The sequence below is a fragment of the Pseudomonas sp. 18173 genome (assembly GCF_050432945.1).
Taxonomy (GTDB): Bacteria; Pseudomonadota; Gammaproteobacteria; order Pseudomonadales; family Pseudomonadaceae; genus Aquipseudomonas.
The window spans coordinates 1-19,228 of the sequence record NZ_JBKFTN010000044.1; the positions used below are offsets into that span (position 1 = coordinate 1).

Sequence of the window (19,228 nt, forward strand, 5' to 3'; positions counted from 1 at the left end):
GCGCCTGCCGTACTTCGACCACATGCATCGCTACATTCCGGCGCTGATCCAGCGCCACAACGGGCGCATGATCGTGCACCCGGTCAACCACCGGCCGCGCACGGCCGGGGTATCGAAATACGGCAACATCGACCGCGCGCTGGTCGGCATTCTCGATCTGTTCGGGGTCTGGTGGCTGATCAAGCGCACACGGCTGAACACTATTGCCCAGGAGATCGAAGGATGATGTTGTCGCGTGAAACCCTGTGGCTGCTGGTCGGCTTTGCGGGGCAGGTGGCTTTTACCGGGCGGTTTGTCCTGCAGTGGTTGTACAGCGAGTACAAGAAACGCAGCGTGATCCCGACCAACTTCTGGTACCTGAGCATCGTCGGCAGCACCTTGCTGCTGGCCTACGCCATCTATCGCCAGGACCCGGTGTTCATCGCCGGGCAGGCGTTCGGCTCCATTGTCTACTTTCGCAACCTGCAATTGATTGCCAAAAGCAGAAGCGTGAAGGAATAAATCATGCGTAGATCGTTGTCGCCCAGGGTCGAATGCCTGGGTCTGATGCTGCTTGCCCTGTTGCTGATCGGCGCGGGAATGGGGCTGCGCCAGGCGCAGAATGTCGATGAGGAACGCTTCCTCGGCGTTGCCCTGGAAATGCTGCAAAACGGCTCGTGGCTGATCCCGCACCGGGCCGCCGAGATCTACGGCGACAAGCCGCCGATTTTCATGTGGACGGTGGCGTTTTTCACCTGGCTGACCGGCAAGCCCAACATCGCCCTGTACATCCCGGGGCTGTTTTCGGCCGTGACGGTCACGGCGATGGTCTATGACCTGGGCCGTCGCCTGTGGACCCAGCGTACCGGACGCAACGCCGCACTGCTGTACCTGGCGACGTACCAGACCTACAGCATCCTGCGCACCGGGCAGATCGACAGCTTGCTGATTCTGTTCACCACCCTGGGCCTGTACGGTCTGGCGCGACACCTGCTGCTGGGCCCTGCGTGGCGCTGGTTCTACGTGGGCTGCGCGGCCATGGGCATCGGCGTGATCACCAAGGGCGTGGGTTTTCTGCCGGCGCTGTTGCTGATTCCTTACGCCTATGCGGTACGCAAGGACTGGCCCGGTGTGGTGGCCATGCCCGGCGAGGCGCGCAAGTGGCTGCTGGGTTTGGCGCTGATGCTCGCGGCGATTGCGATCTGGCTGCTGCCCCTGGCCTTGTCCATCATCTTCAATGGCAGCGCAGACGAAATTGCCTATGCGCGGGAGATCCTCCTGCACCAGACCGCAGGCCGCTATGCCGCCGCGTGGCATCACCGCGAACCGTTCTGGTATTTCTTCACCAACGTGATTCCGCAGTACTGGCTGCCGTTGGTGCTGGTGCTGCCATGGCTGGTGCCCGCCTGGCGCCGGCAGTTGCAAAAACGTGACGGCCGGGTCCTGGTATTGCTCGGTTGGGTCGCACTGGTGGTGCTGTTTTTCTGCATCAGCAGCGGCAAGCGCAAGCTGTACATCTACCCGGCGTTGCCTGGGCTGGTGCTGGTCGCCGCGCCGTTGGTTCCATGGATGCTCAAGCGCTGGTTCAAAAAGCACCCGCGTTTGCGCCGGGTGTTCCCGGCACTGGTGGCGACCTGGTTCGTGTTGTGGTTTGCCCGTGGTTTCATCGAGCCGCTCAAGGAAGGCACCAACATCGATCAGGTGCTCATGACGCAGGCCGCGACCCTGACCCAGGGCGCCGATCTGGTGCTGGTCAACTGGGAAGAGGGGCACTGGTTGTTTGCCCGCCAGCCGATCGTGCATTTCGGCATGGACTATTCGTCCATCGAAAAAGCCGCGATGTATCTGCGCGAACACCCCAAGGCCTACGCCCTGGTGCCGGATGACATCCTGAACCAGTGCTTCAAACCCGAAGCGGCCCGTGAACTGGGGGAAAACTCCCGGGCCAACTGGTCGATCGTGGGCGTGGACGCCGACAACGGCAAATGCCTGCCGCAAGAAGCCAGCAAAGCCTATCGGTTCAGCTGGAGTGACCCGCATATGCCCGCGGTACCGGCACAAGTAACCAATCCCTGAGCAAAAAAAGGGCCGCTTGAACAAGCGGCCCTTTTTTCTTCGTTCGTCACCTGTCACTGACTGGCGTCCAGCACCACCCGGTAACGCGCCTTGCCGCTGCGCAGATGATCGATGGCTTCGTTGATCCGGCTCATGGGAAACATCTCGACCTGCGGCAGGATCTGATGGCGTGCGCAGAACTCCAGCATGGTCGCGGTGTTGGCCGGGGAGCCGACCGGTGAGGCGGACATGACCTTTTGCTGGGGTATCAGGTTGAACACGTGCACCGGAATGGCATCGGGCACGACGCCGACGAAGTGCAGGCGACCCTTGCCGCGCAGGGTGGCAAGCATGGCGGTCCAGTCGAGGTTGGCGTTGGCGGTGACCAGGAGAAAATCCAGGGTGCCGGCAATGGCATTGAGTGCAGCGGTGTCGGTCGAGGCGACCACCTTGTGTGCGCCCAGGCGCCTGGCTTCGTCCTGCTTGCTCAGCGACGAAGTGAATGCCGTGACGTCGCAGCCCCAGGCGTTGAGAAAGCGCAGCGCCAGGTGACCGAGGCCGCCGATACCCACCACGCCGACCCGGTCGGTGGGCTTGATGCCGAACTCCAGCAGCGGGTTGAACACGGTCGAGCCGGCACAGAACAATGGCCCGGCCAGCGCCGGGTCGAGCCCGTCCGGAATCGGCAGGGCCCAGGCCCAGTGCGCGCGAATGCGGTCGGCAAAGCCACCGTTGCTGCCGATGATGGTCGGTTGAACCGTGCTGCACAGGTTATGGGAGCCTTCGATGCACGAGGTGCAATGCATGCAACTGCCCTTGTACCAACCGATGCCCACCCGCTGGCCCGGTTCCAGGCCGCGCACCTGGGCGCCCAGCCGCACGATACGGCCGACTACTTCATGGCCGGGAATGAACGGGTAGCTGCTGATTCCCCAATCGTTGTCGATCAGCGACTGGTCGGAGTGGCAGACGCCGCAATATTCCACGGCGACTTCCACCTCATCGTTTCCCAACGGGCCGGGATCGTAGCTGTAGCGTTGCAGTGGCGCGCCCGCTGCCGTGGCGGCCCAGCCGGTAAAGGTAGTGAGTTCGCTGCTGTCGCTCATGGGACACCTCCAGATCAGAAGTCAGGGGTTTTGGCCGCTGGGGTGCAGCGGCGGAGCGAGGAAAGTGTAGCGGGTTGCCGGCGCTGCATCGGGCGCGACCCCTGATACTTGCAAATACAAAGGCGCCCGATGTCGACACAATGCAGATACATGGGCGCGGTTTCATGGGCCAGGTTCGACGTTCACAGAGAGATCAGCCATGTTCCGCAAATTGCAGCAGGTCGCCAGATTGCTCGGCCAGGGTGCCCGCTTGATGGTCGGCGTTCCTGAGTACGACAACTACGTGGCGCAGATGGCCCGCAACCGCCCAGGCGAGCCGGTCATGAGTCATGAGGCGTTTTTCCGCGAACGCCAGGAAGCGCGTTTTGGCCGGGGCAAGTGCAATACGCGCTGTTGTTGAAGGCGTTGGGCGTATGCGCGGGTCCCCAGCATCCGACGCATACGCCCGCCACGGTCACTGTTCGAACAATGGGCGATTGGCCCGTACGAAGTCAGCCACCGTTTGCGGCGCTTGACCGGTGATCTGCCCGATCACGCCATCCACTCCGCCGAAGATCCCGTTCTGGTAATCGACAGCCACCTCCAGGAAGTGCTGGATGACAAATTCCGGCAGATCGTAGGTCTGCAGGTGCTGGCGATACTCCTCCAGCGTCGACGGACTGTAGGTGATGGTGCGGCCGACGATGGCGCTGATTTTCTCGGCGATTTGCCCATGGCTCAGTTCGACCGGGCCGCACAGCGGGTAGGTCTTGCCGATATGACCGGCGGGCTGGGTCAGTAGCCTGGCGATCACGCGGGCCTGGTCTTCGGCGGCAATCGGTGCGTGCCGCCCGTTACCGTACGGCAGCGTTATTTTGTTTTCCTTGACGATCTGATCCAGCACCCAGGGAAAAATCAGCCATTCGGAAAAGAATGTCGGGCGAATGTGCACCACAGGCACGCCCGACCAGTCGAGTACGCGCTCGGCGATCCAGTGGTCGCGTGCGGCATGGCTCAGCGAGTCTTCGCGAGCGGAAATCTGCGACATTTCCACCACCACCTCGACGCCTGCGCGCCTCGCGGCATCGGCAAAGTAGGCGGTCGCCTGAATGTAGCCGGGGCGAACCGGGTAGCACAGGTAAGCGCCGGTCACACCTGCCATGGCACGCAAGATGTCGTCATGTTCCAGCAGGTCGCCGACGAAGATTTCGGCGCCCTCGTTCTGCAAGGCGGCACTGCGTTCGTCCAGTTGATGCACAAAGGCGCGCACCGCATGACCTGCATTGAGCAGGTGACGGACGGTATGGACCCCGGTTTTACCGGTTGCCCCGGTGATGAGGTAGGTACGTGGCTGCATGGTGGAGTCTCCCAGAGTAATGAACGAATTGGTGTGGATCAGCTTTCGAACGGCGCGCTGTCGATCAGGTCGCAGACATTCGGGCAATCGAAGCCATGGATATGGCGACGTCCGACATCCGCGAGCCCGGTGCCGATGGCCGTGTGGGGTTTCTTTCTGGCCACCTCGGCAATGGCCTGGGTAAAGGCCGCTTTCATGCCGATGCGGGGGTAGAGCGCGAGCGTGTCGTCGACCAGCGCGGGGGTGATTTCATCCAGGTGCAGCCCCATGACATCGACATGGGCACCCAGATAGATCAGGGCGATTTCCGGCTGTTTACGGTCGGCGATGCCGGCGCTGGAGTGCAGGGCGATCGCATCCCAGACCTGTTCGGCTTTTGCCTGCGCATAACCGTTGGCCAGGAGAAAACGACGGGCGGCATCGGCGCCATCGACTTCAAAGCGCTGGTCGGCGGCAAACTCGGGCGTCAGCCCCAGATCGTGCAGCAATGCCGCGAGGTAGACCGTTTCGCGGTCGTACTGCAAGCCCCGGCGTTGGCCGAGGAATTCGGCAAACCACCATGTCCGGTGCACATGATGCAAAAGCGCCCTGGAGTGGACGCGTTCCACGAGCGCGGCGGCTCTGCGGGCCAGTTCGGAGTCTGGGGCGCTGAAACCGCCGATGTTGATGGGTGTATTCACGTTGCCTCCCGGGGATGAAGATGACTTGACGTTCACTCTAGGGATTTGGTGGGTGGCACAATTGACTATTTACGGTTGATTTGTGCCAATATTGGCGCCTTGAACGTGCAGGAGTCAGCCGTGACCAGCAAGACAAAACCCGGCCAGCCATCGATTGGCCGCACGCCAAAACGCATCGTGATCTTGGGCCTGCCACCCGTGGACGGGCTTGATGTGATCGGCCCGGCCGAGGTGTTTTCCCTGGCGAATACCCTGCACGAGGGAGCCTTCGCGCCCTACGTACTTGAACTGGTCTGCGCCGGTGTAGACCCGCAGATGGCCAGCAGCACCGGCATCGGACTCATGGCCCACACGACCCTTGAGCAGGAGCGTCGTGCCGACAAGCCCATCGACACGCTGATCGTGGCGACGGGCTGGCAGGCAATCGATCAACTGGACGGGGCGGCCATCGAATGGGTTCGCACGAGGTCGCAAAGCGTGCGCCGGGTGTGCTCGATCTGTGTCGGCGCGTTCGCCCTGGCGGATGCAGGGCTGCTGGACGGGCGCCGTGCGACGACTCACTGGCGCATGGCGCGGGACCTCGCCGAGCGTTATCCCAAGGTGCAGGTCGATCCGAATCCGATCTGGATCAAGGACGGCAACCTCTATACCTCGGCCGGCATCTCGGCGGGCATCGACCTTGCCCTGGCACTGGTCAGCGAAGACCTGGGGGATGACGCCGCGCTGGACATCGCGAAAAACCTGGTGCTGTTCCTGCGCCGTCCCGGTGGGCAGGCGCAGTTCAGTGTCGCCTTGCAATCGCAGCAGGTCCCCGGTTCAAATCTGGATGAGCTGCGCCAGTGGATCAGCGAGCACCTGGGTTCACAACTGACCGTGGAAATCCTCGCGGATCGCTTTGCCACTAGCGTGCGAACCCTGATACGGATCTTCCAGCGGGAGTTGCAGACCACGCCGGCCAGGTACGTTGAAGACGTTCGGCTGGAAGCGGCCTGCCGGGAGCTCGAACTGGGCGGGCGCTCGATGGAAGAGGTCGCACGCCGATGCGGTTATCAAAGCGTCGACGTGCTGAGGAAGGTTTTCGTCCGGCGCCTTGGCGTGAGCCCCAGGGAGTACGCGCAACGTTTCGCGCCAAGCGTGGGGTAAGGTCGCCCGAGGCTTTCGGGCGACCCCTTGACCGGCGGCCTAGTCCAGCGGCTTGCCGGCTGTTTCCTTGACCCGCGCCAGCCCGATCAGGGTCAGGCACAGGCACGCCATGACATACAGCGCCGGGGCGTTGTTGTTGCCGGTCAAGCCGATCAGCCCGGTGGCGAAGAACTGCGCGAAGCCACCGAACACCGAGACGCCCAGGCAATAGATGATCGACAACCCGGTGGCGCGAATCGCCCTTGGGAACAGTTCAGTGATCAACACCAGGGTCGGCACCGTGATCAACACCAGCAACAAGGTGGTGACCAACGAAACGGCCAGCAGCATGCCGAGCGTCGGGAACCGGTTCATCAGGATGAACGCCGGGTAGATCAGCAACAGCATGGGAATGCTGCCCAGGGCGATGGTGCGGCGCCGGCCGATCCGGTCGCTGAGCCGGCCGGCCCAGATCGACAGGCTGATCTGCACCAGTGCGCCAAGGCAGGCGGCGGTGGTGCCCATGGTCATTGGCAGGTGCAACACCGTGACCGTGTAGTTGGTCATGTAATCGAGCACGATGTAGCTGGACGCGGTGCTGCCGATCACCAGCAGCACACCGGTCACGATCAGGCGACGATAACCGGTGAAGATCACCCGCACGCTCGATACCGCTTCATGACCTTGTTCGGCGGCGGTTTCCTTGAGGTGGCGACGGATGTAGATGCCGACCGGGATCACCAGGATTCCCAAGGCAAAAGGTATCCGCCAACCCCAGCTCTCCAGCGCCTCGGGCGACAAGGACGAACTCAGGGCCAACGCCACCAGCGCCCCCAGCAGGAAACTCAAGCCCTGGCTGAACAGCTGCCAACTGCCGTAGAAACCGCGGCTTTTGTCATCGGCGTATTCCATCAGCATCGCTGTCGAGGCACCGACTTCACCGCCGATGGCGAAGCCCTGGATCAAGCGTGCCAGCACAATGATCAACGGCGCGAAGACGCCGATCTGCGCATAGGTGGGTGCGATGGTGAACAACAGCGAACCCAGTGCCATCAGCCACAGGGTCAGCATCATCGCCGGTTTGCGTCCGGCCCGGTCGGCATAGGCCCCCAGCACCAGGCCACCGATGGGGCGCATGCCGAAACCGACGCCAAAGGTGGCCAGCGACAGCAGCAATTGCCCGAGCGTGCTCTCGACCGGGAAAAACTGGCGACCGATGAGCGTGGCGAAGAAGCTGTAGACGGAGAAATCGTAGAACTCGAGACCCGAGCCGATGGTGATGGCGGCGATGGCTTTTGCGCCAATCGGCCGCCGGGCTGCGGCGGCATCGGGCAGGGCGGTGGAAAGGGGAGTGGACATGGGGCGAACTCCTGAAGACGAGGGCGATACCAGCAGGTTTTGGAGGGATCAGGCCAGGAAGGCCTCGACCAGTCGCACCCAGTAGCTCGCACCGGTCGCCAGGCAGTCGTCGTTGAAGTCGTAGCCGGGGTTGTGCACCATGCAGCCGCCTTCACCATCACCGTTGCCGATCAGCAGGTAACAGCCGGGGCAGCGTTCGAGCATCACGGCGAAATCCTCGCTGCCGGTCAGTGGCTGCATGTTGGGGATCAAGCCTTGTTCGCCCACCCAATCGAGCGCCACCTGGCGGGCGAATTCAGTACTGTCGGGGTGATTGAACAGTGCCGGGAAGCGCTGCGCCTCGTCGACCGTCACCGTGGCGCGTGCGCCAAAACTTGCCGCCTGGGCCTCGGCCACGGCGGTGATCCGTGTTATCAGCTCGTCGCGTACTTGCGCCTTGAGTGCGCGCACGCTCAGTTGCAGCTCGGCATGATCGGGAATCACATTGGCCGCGATCCCGGCATGGAACGCGCCAACGGTGATGACAGCGGTGTCGAGCGGCGCGACATTGCGCGAGACGATGCTCTGCAACGCCATGACGATGGCCGAGCCGGCCAGCACCGGGTCAACGGCCTTGTGCGGCATGGCGCCGTGACCGCCAACGCCGTCGACCCGAATGCTCACGGTGTCGGTCGAGGCCATGAACGGACCGGCGAGGAATCCCAGTTTGCCCGTCGGCAGCCCCGGCATGTTGTGCATCGCAAACACCGCGTCGCAGGGGAACAGCTCGAACAAACCGTCTTCGAGCATGCGCCGGGCGCCGCCGTCGCCTTCTTCGGCGGGCTGGAAAATCACCACCAGCGAGCCGTCGAACTCACCGCTCTCGGCCAGGTAGCGGGCAGCCGCCAGCAGCATCGCCGTGTGCCCGTCGTGACCGCAGGCGTGCATCACACCCTCGTGGCGGCTGGAGTAGGGCAAACCGGTCTGTTCGATGATCGGTAGCGCATCCATGTCGGCTCGCAGGCCGATCGTCTTGCCGCCGGTGCCTCGGCGCAGCAGCCCGACCACACCGGTGCCGCCCAGGCCCCGGTGCACTTGATAACCCCAGGCCTGGAGCTTGCCCGCCACCAGGTCGGCGGTGGCGAACTCTTCAAAGCTCAATTCCGGGTGGGCGTGGAGGTGTCGGCGCAGGGCGATCATCTCTTCTTGGAGCGCACGAATGCCGGGCAGGGCGGGCAAGTCGATCATCAGATTCTCCTCGTTTTTATTGGTCGTTTTCGGCTGTTGGACTGATACCCTGCGATGCTAATGAGTTGGCGAATGCCGCGGCAGTCGCAAAAAAGCTGGGCTGAAAACCGCAGGTTTACACCCGGTGCATCAGGAGGAAGGGATGAAGCTGCATCAATTGCGGGCGCTGGTGATGATTGCCGATTGCGGCAGCATTCGTGCGGCGGCGCGGCAACTGGGGGTGTCGCAGACGGCAGTGGCCAAGGCCTTGCGCGAGCTGGAGGAGCACTTGAACCTGCCGCTGCTGGTGCGCAATGCCAGCGGCGTGGTGCTGACCACCTACGGGCAGTCGCTGTTGCAGCATGCGCGGCAGATGCTCAGCCAACTTGAACGCGCACAACTGGAACTGGCACACCTGAGCGATCAGGCCGAAGGGCAGTTGCGCCTGGGCATTTCGCCGTGGATGGGCATGACCCTGTTGCCCGAAGTCGTGACGCTGTTCCGCCAGCGCATGCCCCGGGTACGCCTGGAGATTTTCGAAGGCCTGATGGCGGTGACGTTGCCGCGTTTGCGCGACGGCACCATGGAGTTTGCGGTGGGGCTGGTGTCTTCGCTACTGCCGCGCCCGGAGTTTGTCAGCGAGCAGATTTTTTCGTATCGCATGGCCGTCGTCGCCCGCCATGGGCATCCGCTGGGTGAAAGCCGCTCCATCCACGAATTGCTCGATCAGGATTGGGTGGTCAATTACCCCGACGCCAACCACGAAGGCTTGATGACCGAGCTGTTCTGGCAGCATGGCGCGCAGATCGACATGCAGCACATCCACCGCGCGCATTCACCGCAGCTGACGCTTTCACTGGTCGAGCAGACCGACATGCTCAGTTATTTTCCGGAGCCGATGCTCACCATCCCGGGCTACCGCGAACGGGTCAGGCGCCTGGCTCTGCAGGAGAGCTTTGCCACCGACACCATCGGCATCGTCACCGGGCGCAATGCCCAGCTGGGGGTGGCCGCGCAATGCTTCGTCGACTGCCTGTTCCAGGTCATCCGGCGCCGCGCCCGTTCGGCACGGCCAGAGGATGTCGAGCTGTTCGATACGCTGGAACTGTTGATCTGAGGGGGCTTCAGAGCGCCAGGTCGATCACCAAGGCATCATCGAAATCAGGGTTTTCGTTGATGCCATTCCTGGCATAGCCCCGGGGGTTGCAGACCACGCGGGTGTCGCCCACCCGATAATCGAAGCTGCCATGGGTGTGGCCATGCAGCCACAGTGCCGGCTGCCAGTCTTTGATCCGCGCCTCAAGGTCCGAGACAAAGCTTGAGTTGATCGGCGAACCGGCAAACGCCGGGGCGATGCTCAAGCGTGTCGGGGCGAAATGTGAGACCACCACCGTGGGCATGCTGCTGTCGCGGGTGAAGCAGTCTTCCAGCCAGGCGACCGACTGCAGAAACACCAGCTGGGAAATGGCGGGTGTGAACAGGTCTGGAAAGTCGGGGGCGATCCTGATGTGGCTGAAGTCCCGGATCAACTGGGTCGCCAGATCGATGCCCTGCGCCCGATCCTCGGGGCTGTCGAGCAGACGATGGTCAGACCACAAGGTGCAACCGAGAAAACGCACGCCGTCGTGGACATACTCCGAACGCTCCAGAACGTGGATCTGCGTGCCTTGCGCCAGGCTCTTCAACTGTTCGTGGGTGGACACCAGGTCACTGCCATAAAACTCGTGATTGCCCGCCACGTACACCAGCGGAACCGGACACGCCCTGGCCCACTCGATGGCCTTGGCCGGCCGGGCGATATCCCCGGCGAGCACGACAATATCGGCATCCACGGCGGGAAAAGGGATCGCGTTGACGGACAGGTGCATGTCGGACAGCAAGGCGATGCGCATTGATCAACTCCGGCGGGTTTGCAGGGCAGGTCATTCAAACTACGCGTTGTCAGCCCGTAGCCACAAGCCTGCCTTGGTAACGGAACTGTCGGCGGATATGGGCGGGGCAGGCGACTTCGATGCTGGATGTCCCGGCCTCTTCGCGGGCAAGCCCGCTCCCACAGGGTTATCTGGTATGCGCAACATCTACGGGTATCCAAAAAATATTGTGGGAGCGGGCTTGCCCGCGAAGAGGCCGGCACATCCAACAGAGATATTGGCTGACCCGCCGCTTTCGCGAGCAAGCCCGCTCCCACAGTTTGCTCCTCAGCGAACGCCAACCTTGCGGCTGGCCACAGTCCCTGTGGGAGCGGACCTGCCCGCGAAGAGGCCAGCACATCCAACAGAGATATTGGCTGACCCGCCGCTTTCGCGAGCAAGCCCGCTCCCACAGTTTGCTCCTCAGCGAACGCCAACCTTGCGGCTGGCCACAGTCCCTGTGGGAGCGGACCTGCCCGCGAAGAGGCCAGCACATCCAACAGAGATATTGGCTGACCCGCCGCTTTCGCGAGCAAGCCCGCTCCCACAGTTTGATCCTCAGCGAACGCCAACCTTGCGGCTGGCCACAGTCCCTGTGGGAGCGGGCTTGCCCGCGAAGAGGCCAGCACATCCAATAGAGATATTGGCTGATCCACCGCTCCCACAGTTGACCCGCTTACTTCAAATACCACCCCCACGGCTGGTCGCTGACGTACTCGGTGACCTGCTTGACCTCCAGGTAGTTGTGCAAGCCCCATTGGCCCAGCTCCCGGCCGATGCCGCTGTGTTTCATGCCGCCCCAGGGTGCCTCGACGAAGGTCGGCTGCGAGCAGTTGACCCAGACGATCCCGGCGCGCAGCTGGTTGGCGACCCGGGCGCTGCGTTGCAAGTCGGCGCTCATCACGGCGGCGGCCAGGCCGAAGCGGCTGGCGTTGGCCATTTGCACTGCTTGTTCTTCGGTCTTGAAGCGCTTGATGCACAGCACCGGGCCGAACACTTCTTCGCGCCACAGAATGCTGCTGTGGCCCGGCTCATCGAAAATCGCCGGTTCGACGAAATAACCTTCGGCCAGATGCGCCGGTCGCCGTCCGCCCGTGAGCAAACGGGCGCCGCTGGCCAGGCCCTGGTCGATGAAGCCGAGCACCTTGTCGAACTGACCCTGGCTGACCAGCGGCCCGAGCAGAACACCGGGCTGCATGCCGGGGCCGATGCTGATCCTGCGGGTTTCTTCCACCAGCCGTTCGATCAGGCGCGGGGCGATGGTTTCCTGCACCAGCAGGCGTGACGTGGCGCTGCACACCTGGCCCTGATTCCAGAAAATCCCGAACAGAATCCACTCCACTGCCGCTTCGACATCGGCGTCATCGAACACGATGAAGGCCGACTTGCCGCCCAGTTCCAGGCTGATGTTCTTGATGTCCCGCGCCGCCGCCGACATGATTTTCGCCCCGGTGGGCACACTGCCGGTGAACGCCAGTTTGTCCACGCCCGGGTGCTCGGTGAGCGGGCTGCCGGCGTCGGCGCCGAAGCCGGTGATCACGTTCAACACCCCGGCAGGCAAGCCAATGCGATCGGCGGCGGCGGCCAGTTCCAGGGCGGTCAGCGGCGTCAGCTCGGACGGTTTCAACACCACCGTGGCCCCGGCGGCCAGGGCGGGTGCGACCTTCCACGCGGCCATCAATAACGGGTAGTTCCAGGGAATGATCTGCCCGGCGACGCCAATCGGCTCGTGGCGGATGCGGCAGCGGAAACGCTCGTCCGGCAACGCCAGCGGCTGGTCCTGCTGCTGGTCCAGTTCGCGGGCCAGACCGGCGTAGTAGCGAAAGCAGGCGATGGCGTCGCCGATGTCCCATTGTGCTTCCGGCAAGGGTTTGCCGTTGTCGCGCACTTCCAGTTCCGCCAGCGCCTGTTTGCCGGTTTCCAGTTCGTCGGCCAAAGCCTCCAGCCACTGCGCACGCTCGGCGCCGCTGCTTTGGCCCCAGCCATTGTCGAAGGCACGCCGGGCCGCGCGCACGGCATGGTCGACATCTTCTTCGGTGCCTGCCGCCACGCGGTGGAAGACCTGTTCGGTGGCCGGGTCGATCACGTCCAGGTAGCCGCCCAGATCCGGGCTGACCCACTCGCCATTGATGTAAAGCTGATCACGCATGGTGCGACTCCTGGACGCCGGTACGGCGGTTTTGCAGATGGCGGGAAGTGAACAGCAGGGCCAGTGACACGCAGATGATCACCGTCGAAATCGCGTTGATCTCTGGCGTGACGCCACGGCGGATGGAGGAAAAGATGTAGATCGGCAGCGTCGTTTCGGAGCCGGCGACGAAGAACGCGATGATGAAATCGTCGAAGCTGAAGGTGAAGGCCAGCAGGAACCCGGCCATGATCGCCGGGCTGATCTGCGGCAGGGTCACCCGCCAGAAAGTATCCATCGGCGGCGCGTAGAGGTCGGCCGAGGCTTCGAGCAGGGCCTTGTCCAGCGAGTCGACGCGGCTGCGCACGATCACCATGACCAGGGCCATGGTGAACAGCGAATGCGCGGCGATCACGGTGAAGAAACCCATGTTCAACTTCGGCACCGTCGGCAACCAGCTCGCCAGCAACGGGTTGATCAGGTCGAACAGGCTGATGAAGGCGATCAGCGTCGAGATGCCGATGACGATGCCCGGCACGATGATCGCGCAATAGGTCAGCGCATCGAACAGCATCCGCACTTTGCTGCCACAGCGTTGCAAGCCGAACACCGCCAGGGTGCCGAACAGCGTGGCGATCACCGCCGAGCTGAAGGCAATCAGCGCGCTGTTGCCCAGGGCTTCCATGATGAACGGGTTGCCGAATGCGGTGCCGAACCATTGCACCGAACAGCACTGAAAGGCCAGGCCACTGCGCCCGGCGTTGAAGCTGAACAGCACGATCAAGGCAATCGGTGCGTAGAGGAACAGGTACAGCGATGTCGAATAGCTGCGCAGCCACATGTCACAGGCCTCCGTCGGCAGGGCGGCCGCCGTAGCGCGCCACCAGTTTCAAATACACGCCGATGATCAGCAGCATCATCGCCACCAGCGTCATGGCCAGGGCGCTGCCGAACGGCCAGTTACGCGATTGCAGGAACAGGTCGACCAGCGCGTTGCCGACAAAGAACACCTTGCCGCCCCCGAGAATCGCCGGGATCAGGAACTCGCCCATCAGCAGGATGAACACCAGCATCACCCCGGTGATGATCCCCGGCGCGGACAAGGGCAGGGTGATGCGGCGGAAACTTTCGAAGGCGCTGGCACCGAGGTCCGCCGAGGCTTCGAGCAGGCGCTTGTCGAGCTTTTCCAGGCTGACGTAGATCGGGAACACCATCAGCGGCAGGTAGCCGTAGACGATGCCGATCAGCACCGCCCACGGCGTGTTGATCAGCCGCACATCCTCAAGGCCCAGGCTGGCCAGCAGCGCCGGAATGCCTTTGCCGCTGAGGATGAAAATCCACGCATAGGTGCGGATCAGGAAACTGGTCCAGAACGGCACGACCACCAGGGTCAGCAGCAGCGAACGGTTTCTGGTGACCTTGACCGCCAGGAAGTACGCCAACGGATAAGCCGCCACCAGGCACACCAGGGTGCCCAGCGGCGCGAGCATCAGCGTGTTGCTGAACGCCGCACCGCGGGAGCCCAGGTTCAGGTAGTTGGCCAGGGTGAAGCCACCGGCGTAACCGCCCACGGCACTGCGCTCGCCGAAACTGAAGACCAGGATGATCACCAGCGGCATCAACAACAGCAGCAGGAACCACAGGGTCGAAGGCAAGAGCATCAGCAGGGTGATGCGTCGGCCGAGGCTGCGCCGTTGGCGAACCTCGGCGGACAGGGCACGGCCCGGCTGCACCGTTTGCGGGTGGGCGGCGGCATTCATGGGTGACTCCTCATTGGCCATGGTCAAGCGATCAGGCGGACTTGAAACGTGCCATCAGTTCGGCGCGTGCCGGGCTGGTCAGCGTGGCGGCAGCCCCGAACTCCAGCGGGCTCAAGGCTTCGGCGGCCGGGTACATGATCGGGTCGTCGAGCATCGCCGTGGGCAGCAAGGCATCGACACGCTTGTCGCCGCTCGGGTAGCCGTGGCTCAGCACTTCGAGTTTGTTGTGCTGCGGGTCGAGCAGGTAGTTGATGAAGGCATAGGCGGCGTCCTTGTGCTCCGAGCTTTTGGGAATCGCGAAGAAGTCGCTCCACAGTTCGCCACCTTCCTTGCCCAGTTCGAACTGCATTTGCGCGTTGTCGCGGTGCAGTTGCGAGGCGTCGCCGGTCCACGACATCGCCAGCCAGGCATCGCCGCTGCGCATCGATGGCTGGATGTCGGAGTTGATCGCGAACAGGTGCGGCTTGACCTCGATCAGCAGTTTTTCCGCGTCGGCCAGTTCTTTCGGGTCCAGGGAGTTGAAGCTGTAGCCGAAGCTTTTGAGTGCGTTGCCGATGGCGGTCAACTGGTAGTCGTGGACCATCGTCCGGCCACTGGCCGGGCCTTGGGCGGCGGCCCAGAATTCCTTCCAGCTGGTCGGGCCGTTTTTCAGTTTGCCGGTGTCGTAGAGCATGCCGGTGGTGCCCCAGTTTTTCGGCACCGCGTAGACCTTGCCGTCCACCGTGCCCTGGGCCATGAATTTCTGCTGGAACGCCGAGGCGTCGAAGTTGGGAATGCGCGACAGGTCCAGTGGCTCGATCAGGCCCAGCCCGACGTAGGTGCTGATGGTGTAGTTGGTCGGCACCAGCACGTCCCAGCCACTGCCGCCGGCCTGCAGTTTGGCGAGCATTTCTTCGTTGGAACCGAACACGCTCATTGACACCCGGGCGCCGGTGGTCTTGCCGAAGGCATCGAGGTTTTCCTGGCTGTGGTAGTTCGGCCAGGTCGCCAGCGACAGGCGATCACCGAGTTTGGCCTGCTCGGCGGCCTCGGCGGTGGAGGTCAGCAGGCCGGGCATGTTGGTGGCGACCACGGCGGCGGCAATCCCCAGGCCTGTACGGCCAAGGAAGTCGCGGCGACTGATCGAGCCGTTCTGCCAGCTGCGCAGGGTTTTTATAAAAGTCTTCTGGTCCATAGCACGCTCCACATCCGGTTGATGAAACGAATCGATGATTTACAACGCCATGGCCAGGCCATTGGCGTGATCCCAGCCGACGCGAACCGCTGCGCCGTGTTCGAATGCATTGGCGCCGTGATCCAGATGGCGCGGCACACGCACGCACACCACGCCGAAGGCCTGGGTGCGAACGCGGTATTCGGTGGAGTTGCCCAGGTAAATGCGGTCTTCGACGCAGCCCGGCAGCTTCACTTCGCGGGTCATTTCGGCGTTGGCCCCGGCGATGCTGATCAGCTCCGGGCGTACCGCAATGCAACCGGCGGCGTTGGCGCTCAGGCCCTTGCCGGTGGGTGTGAGGGGGCTGGTCAGTTCCAGCCCTTGCTCGGTACGCAACACCACCGAATGGCCGTTGAGCTGGCGAACGGTGCCGTCGAACAGGTTGGACTCACCGATAAAGTCGGCTACATAACGGCTGGCCGGGGCCTCATAGAGTTGTTCCGGGGTGGCGGTCTGGATGATCGAACCGTTGTGCATCACGCTGATGCTGTCGCTCATCGACAGAGCTTCTTCCTGATCGTGGGTGACCAGCACGAACGTGATGCCGACTTCGCGCTGCAAGCGCAGCAATTCCGATTGCATCTCCTTGCGCAGCTTGCGGTCCAGCGCCGCCAGTGGCTCGTCGAGCAGCAACACCGTCGGCTTGTTCACCAGGGCGCGGGCGAGGGCGACACGCTGCTGCTGGCCACCGGAAAGCTCGCTCGGCTTGCGCTGGCCGAAGCCGCTCAGGCGCACCATTTCCAGGGCTTCGTCGGCCATGCGCAGCTGCTGTTTTTTGTCCGGGCGCGGGGTGCGATAGCGCAGGCCATAGGCAATGTTCTGCGCCACGGTCAGGTGCGGAAACAGCGCGTAATGCTGGAACACCATGTTCACCGGCCGCTCGAACGCCGGCACGCCGGCAACGCTCTTGCCGGCCAGGCGGACCTCGCCGGTGGTGGGCTGTTCGAAGCCGGCGATCATGCGCAAGGTGGTGGTCTTGCCGCAGCCCGAGCCACCGAGGAAGGAATGAAACGAGCCACGGCGCACCGCGAAATTCAGACCGCCGACAGCCTGCACCTCGCCATAGCGTTTGACCACATTGCAGAATTCGATATCGCTTGGCGGGGTGTCGTTCACGCTGTTGTTCACGATGCGGGCTCCCTTGCAGTGATGAATCAGTGCGTCGGGGGCCAAACTAGCAATCGGGGTTTTGCGGTGTATATATCCCTTGGGGGATAGGAGGGTGGGTAAGCTTTAAACTTTTAGTGTTCAAAACCCCTCATGCGGGATGGCGAACCAGCGGTTACGTTTACATTCATTTAAGCAAGCGGGTATCCAGTCCAAAGCGTTCCTGCGAAACAAGCTTGAATCGATCCGCCGCCAAATCACAGCTAACCAGCAGGTTCCAGGAGTGGCGGGTAACTGCGGACGGGATAAGCACGAATGGGTGTTCGGCCAGTAGTTCATCAGCAAAATGCTGTTGGTTTGGCGATAGCTCAGAAGGGATCAGCCAGTTGGGGTTTGGCACATCTTCAGGTTGAACAACTTTAATGAAGTTCGAATCCAGTACTTCGAAACACGTCAGCACATGAGGCACCCTGTCGAGGGTATCGAAGCCGGCATGGGTGGCGACTTCCAGGATGGCAGTGGCCGGGTCGGCGGACGCGTAAATAACCCGCCGGCCGGGAGGGTTCCAACGACCGCCGGATTGTTGCGCACCAATGCCGCTGTCCCATGTGTCCTTGAAAATTGCACGGTCCAGACGCCAGGCGTGCCACCTCCCATCCCAAGGCAAAGGATTCATTGATAAACCCCGTGTTCAATTCGGGTCAGGTAGTCCTCTACCACCTGGAAACCCAGCGAGTTGTCGATCAGTTCCAGCGGAATGTGACCCTCCAGGTACTTGCAGGGTTTCTTCAGCCAGTCCTCAGCCAATTGCTGATCACCAAACACGTTGATGGCGTGCTCAAGTACCTGTGCAAACTGAAAGGCGACGGTGCTTTGTTGCTGGTTCAGCCGAACCGGCTGGGTCTCCTTTGCCAGGCGCTGCACGGTTCTGAGGGATTTCCCGGTAATACGCTGAACAAGGTCGTGTTCCATGTATAGGCCGGATATGGAAATCATGTCCCTGACATCGCTCAGATCAAAGCCTTCCTGTGTGTACCGGATGATCAACATGCGCGTATCGCCACTACGGCCATGTAGCAGCACCTCAGTAGGCTTGCGGGTGACATGCTTTGTCTCCCTGCCTGCGGCTTCATTTTCTGTGGATTTGACGGCGGGCATACCGATTACCTCCATGCGACATTTGACGCAATCATAGCGCCAAATGTCGCCAGCCGGGTAATTGACTTTGTCGACCATTGTCTTGCACATGTAATCGGTCACTCTGAATGCCTGAAAGAACGCCTGCATCAGGCGAGCAATCGTTGTTCCTGTTTAGAGCGGTCAAGTTAACCGTCGTGCTTCCGGCCGCCAACCTTAAAAATACGTCAGACATTTCCTCTGCCTCCCTAAGAATTTAAATGTAGAAGACCGCGTAGATTCACGGCTGGGAGGCACATGTTTGATCGCAGGCAGCGTTACTTCATGAAAGCTACAGCAGCTTGCGTCGTTGCCTACAGGTACGCCAGAATCCGCCGGCTTGTGCGCCTTGGACCTGGGTTTTATCGTTTGCCGGTCGCTGGAAAACAACAGTGATCGGGTTTGGTAGCCCAGGTATACGAGGTGCAATGCTTCATCATCTGCAGCGTTTTTTTACGCNCTTGGACCTGGGTTTTATCGTTTGCCGGTCGCTGGAAAACAACAGTGATCGGGTTTGGTAGCCCAGGTATACGAGGTGCAATGCTTCATCATCTGCAGCGTTTTTTTACGCAGCTTTATGGTGGCCATGCACAGGGCGCTTTCGGGCGCGCCGGTCTCCTTGTATCCCGGTCTACCAACCTGCGTATGGCCACCACCCTACGTTTGGTAGCGTGAGAGTGATGGCTCCTTTTTACGATACGAGGAGTTTCACTATGTTCAAGGTCACACCCAACCCGCCAGACACCGATCCGGAATCTCCCCACGAAAGCCTCGATCACGATCTCAACCCCGGCCCCCACATCATGGCCACCCCACGCAAGCCCAACTCGATGTTCATCGTCAATCCCGAGCTCAATACCGAAACCCTGCTGGTGCATGCCTGTGAATCGCTGGCGTCGGCCAATGTCATGGCCAACGACCCGGTGGATCATCTGGAGGGGACGAGTCGCAATGCGCTGTTGGGGATTGCGCAGGTGATCATGCTGGGGGAGTTGGCGGTGAACCGGGCGCTGGATCAGCTTGATCCGCCCTGACCACAATCTCCAGATCACCGATGGACCTGTGGGAGCGGGCTTGAACTGGCCTAATAA

At 62.1% G+C, this 19,228-nt stretch carries 19 protein-coding genes and 1 pseudogene; 7 read left to right on the top strand and 13 right to left on the bottom strand.

All coding sequences use genetic code 11. The annotated features are described in order from the left end of the window. The 3 genes and pseudogenes from ACLD1X_RS28300 to ACLD1X_RS28310 form a co-directional block, all read left to right on the top strand. Nucleotides 1-226 (top strand): annotated as a pseudogene (locus ACLD1X_RS28300) (dolichol-phosphate mannosyltransferase); the annotation flags it as partial. Beyond that, nucleotides 223-501, top strand: a complete 279-nt coding sequence (locus ACLD1X_RS28305) for a lipid-A-disaccharide synthase N-terminal domain-containing protein (protein ID WP_008001918.1) — start codon at nucleotides 223-225, stop codon at nucleotides 499-501. The pseudogene ACLD1X_RS28300 and the gene ACLD1X_RS28305, both read left to right, overlap by 4 nt. 3 nt (nucleotides 502-504) lie before the next feature. After that, nucleotides 505-2,055, top strand: coding sequence for an ArnT family glycosyltransferase (locus ACLD1X_RS28310; protein ID WP_429373486.1), 1,551 nt, complete (start codon nucleotides 505-507; stop codon nucleotides 2,053-2,055). Nucleotides 2,056-2,108: 53 nt separating this feature from the next. Here ACLD1X_RS28310 and ahr read toward each other — a convergent pair whose 3' ends face one another. Further along, nucleotides 2,109-3,140, bottom strand: coding sequence for an NADPH-dependent aldehyde reductase Ahr (ahr, locus tag ACLD1X_RS28315; protein WP_429373488.1), 1,032 nt, complete (start codon nucleotides 3,138-3,140; stop codon nucleotides 2,109-2,111). Between the two features lie 199 nt (nucleotides 3,141-3,339). Between ahr and ACLD1X_RS28320 the strand changes: the two genes are divergently transcribed. After that, the gene (locus tag ACLD1X_RS28320) at nucleotides 3,340-3,540 is read left to right on the top strand and encodes a YbdD/YjiX family protein (RefSeq protein ID WP_429373490.1); all 201 of its coding nucleotides are present in this window, start codon (nucleotides 3,340-3,342) and stop codon (nucleotides 3,538-3,540) included. A 54-nt stretch (nucleotides 3,541-3,594) separates the two neighbouring features. Here ACLD1X_RS28320 and ACLD1X_RS28325 read toward each other — a convergent pair whose 3' ends face one another. Both ACLD1X_RS28325 and ACLD1X_RS28330 read right to left on the bottom strand, forming a co-directional pair. Next, nucleotides 3,595-4,476, bottom strand: coding sequence for an NAD(P)H-binding protein (locus tag ACLD1X_RS28325; RefSeq protein WP_429373492.1), 882 nt, complete (start codon nucleotides 4,474-4,476; stop codon nucleotides 3,595-3,597). 38 nt (nucleotides 4,477-4,514) lie between these two features. Continuing rightward, a complete protein-coding gene (locus ACLD1X_RS28330; RefSeq protein ID WP_429373494.1) occupies nucleotides 4,515-5,156 on the bottom strand; it encodes an HD domain-containing protein in 642 nt (213 codons plus the stop codon). Nucleotides 5,157-5,276: 120 nt separating this feature from the next. Between ACLD1X_RS28330 and ACLD1X_RS28335 the strand changes: the two genes are divergently transcribed. After that, a complete protein-coding gene (locus ACLD1X_RS28335; RefSeq protein WP_429373496.1) occupies nucleotides 5,277-6,299 on the top strand; it encodes a GlxA family transcriptional regulator in 1,023 nt (340 codons plus the stop codon). A 39-nt stretch (nucleotides 6,300-6,338) separates the two neighbouring features. Here the strand turns inward: ACLD1X_RS28335 and ACLD1X_RS28340 are convergent, their stop codons facing one another. Next, nucleotides 6,339-7,637: an MFS transporter gene (locus tag ACLD1X_RS28340; protein ID WP_429373498.1), complete on the bottom strand. Its 1,299-nt coding sequence runs from the start codon at nucleotides 7,635-7,637 to the stop codon at nucleotides 6,339-6,341. A gap of 48 nt (nucleotides 7,638-7,685) precedes the next feature. Beyond that, nucleotides 7,686-8,864, bottom strand: coding sequence for a M20 aminoacylase family protein (locus tag ACLD1X_RS28345; RefSeq protein ID WP_429373500.1), 1,179 nt, complete (start codon nucleotides 8,862-8,864; stop codon nucleotides 7,686-7,688). Nucleotides 8,865-9,006: 142 nt separating this feature from the next. Between ACLD1X_RS28345 and ACLD1X_RS28350 the strand changes: the two genes are divergently transcribed. Further along, entirely contained in the window at nucleotides 9,007-9,960 is a 954-nt protein-coding gene (locus ACLD1X_RS28350; protein ID WP_429373502.1) for a LysR family transcriptional regulator, read from the top strand. A gap of 7 nt (nucleotides 9,961-9,967) precedes the next feature. Here ACLD1X_RS28350 and ACLD1X_RS28355 read toward each other — a convergent pair whose 3' ends face one another. The 8 genes from ACLD1X_RS28355 to parS all read right to left on the bottom strand — a co-directional run bounded on the left by ACLD1X_RS28355 (nucleotide 9,968) and on the right by parS (nucleotide 18,119). Next, complete coding sequence (locus ACLD1X_RS28355) at nucleotides 9,968-10,735, bottom strand: metallophosphoesterase family protein (protein ID WP_429373504.1); 768 nt, start codon at nucleotides 10,733-10,735, stop codon at nucleotides 9,968-9,970. A gap of 694 nt (nucleotides 10,736-11,429) precedes the next feature. Further along, the gene (locus ACLD1X_RS28360; protein WP_429373506.1) at nucleotides 11,430-12,902 is read right to left on the bottom strand and encodes an aldehyde dehydrogenase family protein; all 1,473 of its coding nucleotides are present in this window, start codon (nucleotides 12,900-12,902) and stop codon (nucleotides 11,430-11,432) included. Then, nucleotides 12,895-13,722: an ABC transporter permease gene (locus ACLD1X_RS28365; RefSeq protein ID WP_110659223.1), complete on the bottom strand. Its 828-nt coding sequence runs from the start codon at nucleotides 13,720-13,722 to the stop codon at nucleotides 12,895-12,897. Before ACLD1X_RS28365 ends, ACLD1X_RS28360 begins: the two co-directional genes overlap by 8 nt. A gap of 1 nt (nucleotide 13,723) precedes the next feature. After that, nucleotides 13,724-14,641, bottom strand: coding sequence for an ABC transporter permease (locus tag ACLD1X_RS28370; RefSeq protein WP_429373508.1), 918 nt, complete (start codon nucleotides 14,639-14,641; stop codon nucleotides 13,724-13,726). Between the two features lie 31 nt (nucleotides 14,642-14,672). Continuing rightward, nucleotides 14,673-15,815 carry an ABC transporter substrate-binding protein gene (locus ACLD1X_RS28375; protein WP_429373510.1) on the bottom strand — a complete coding sequence of 381 codons (1,143 nt, stop codon included), beginning with the start codon at nucleotides 15,813-15,815 and terminating at the stop codon, nucleotides 14,673-14,675. 39 nt (nucleotides 15,816-15,854) lie between these two features. Then, entirely contained in the window at nucleotides 15,855-16,982 is a 1,128-nt protein-coding gene (locus ACLD1X_RS28380) for an ABC transporter ATP-binding protein (RefSeq protein ID WP_429373512.1), read from the bottom strand. 166 nt (nucleotides 16,983-17,148) lie between these two features. Continuing rightward, a complete protein-coding gene (locus tag ACLD1X_RS28385) occupies nucleotides 17,149-17,637 on the bottom strand; it encodes an RES family NAD+ phosphorylase (protein ID WP_429373514.1) in 489 nt (162 codons plus the stop codon). Beyond that, a complete protein-coding gene (gene parS, locus ACLD1X_RS28390) occupies nucleotides 17,634-18,119 on the bottom strand; it encodes a type II RES/Xre toxin-antitoxin system antitoxin (RefSeq protein ID WP_429373518.1) in 486 nt (161 codons plus the stop codon). The genes ACLD1X_RS28385 and parS overlap by 4 nt, the downstream gene beginning before the upstream one ends. 731 nt (nucleotides 18,120-18,850) lie before the next feature. On the opposite strand from parS, the gene ACLD1X_RS28395 reads away from it, so the two are divergent. Continuing rightward, the gene (locus ACLD1X_RS28395; RefSeq protein ID WP_429373516.1) at nucleotides 18,851-19,171 is read left to right on the top strand and encodes a DUF6124 family protein; all 321 of its coding nucleotides are present in this window, start codon (nucleotides 18,851-18,853) and stop codon (nucleotides 19,169-19,171) included. The last annotated feature ends 57 nt before the right edge of the window (nucleotides 19,172-19,228 follow it).